We start from the raw sequence: 1,250 nt of genomic DNA on the forward strand, positions 1-1,250 counted from the left end.
GCCACATCCACCAGCGTGCTGGTGCCATCGGCGAATGCCGCACCCGCACCGCTGTCGAAACTGGCGTAACGCTCGGCGCGCCACTGCTCCAGCGGCGAGGAGGTCAGCAGCGCATTGGCCACTTCCAGCCCGCGTGCGAACGCGTCCATGCCGCCGATATGCGCCAGGAACAGATCCTGCGGGTCGGACGACTCGCGGCGCACCTTGGCATCAAAGTTCAGACCGCCCGGTGCCAGCCCGCCCTGGCGCAGCACCACCAGCATCGCGCCGACGGTGTCGTACAGGTCGGTCGGGAACTGGTCGGTATCCCAGCCGTTCTGCGGGTTGCCGCGGTTGGCATCGATGCTGCCGAGCAGGCCGGCATCGGATGCCACCTGCAGGTCGTGCTCGAAGCTGTGGCCCGACAGCGTGGCGTGGTTGGCTTCGATGTTGAGCTTGAAGTCCTGGTCCAGGCCGTGCTGGCGCAGGAAGCCGATCACCGTGGCGCTGTCGAAGTCGTACTGGTGCTTCATCGGCTCCATCGGCTTGGGCTCGATCAGGAAGTTGCCGGTAAAGCCGATCGCGCGGCCGTAGTCGCGCGCCAGGGTGAGGAAGCGCGCCATATTGTCCTGCTCGCGCTTCATCTGGGTGTTGTGCAGGCAGGCATAGCCTTCGCGGCCGCCCCAGAACACGTAGTTCTCGCCGCCCAGCTCGACGGTGGCATCGATCGCGGCCTTGACCTGCACCGCCGCACGCGCCACCACGTTGAAGTCCGGGTTGGTCGACGCACCATTCATGTAACGCGGGTGCGAGAACAGGTTGGCGGTGCCCCACAGCAGCTTGACGCCGGTGTCGGCCTGGCGCTGCTTGGCGATGCCGACCATGTGCTTGAGGTTGCTTTCGTACTCGCCGATGTCGTCGGCATCGGGCGACAGATCCACGTCGTGGAAGCAGTAGTACGGCATGCCGAGCTTGGTGAAGAATTCGAACGCGGCATCGGCCTTGGCTTCGGCGCGATTGAGTGCGGTAGCGCCCACATCCCACGGATACGCACGCGTGCCCGGACCGAACGGATCGGCGCCGTTGCCGCAGAAGCTGTGCCAGTAGGCCACCGCAAAGCGCAGATGCTCGGCCATGGTCTTGTCGCCGATCTGCTTGTTGGCGTCGTAGACCTTGAAGGCCAGCGGGTTGTCAGAGTCGCGGCCTTCGAAGCCGATCTTGCCGATGCCGGGGAAATATTCTTTCGCGCCGATGTAGACGGTGTTGCTCAT

1 protein-coding gene is annotated in these 1,250 nt (G+C 64.9%); it reads right to left on the reverse strand.

Annotated elements, in window-relative coordinates:
* On the reverse strand, window positions 1-1,250 hold a 1,250-nt coding region (gene xylA / locus AC1KVG_RS21740), incomplete at its 3' end, for a xylose isomerase (RefSeq protein WP_481095801.1).

The sequence above is a fragment of the Xanthomonas sp. NCPPB 3959 genome (assembly GCF_056675575.1).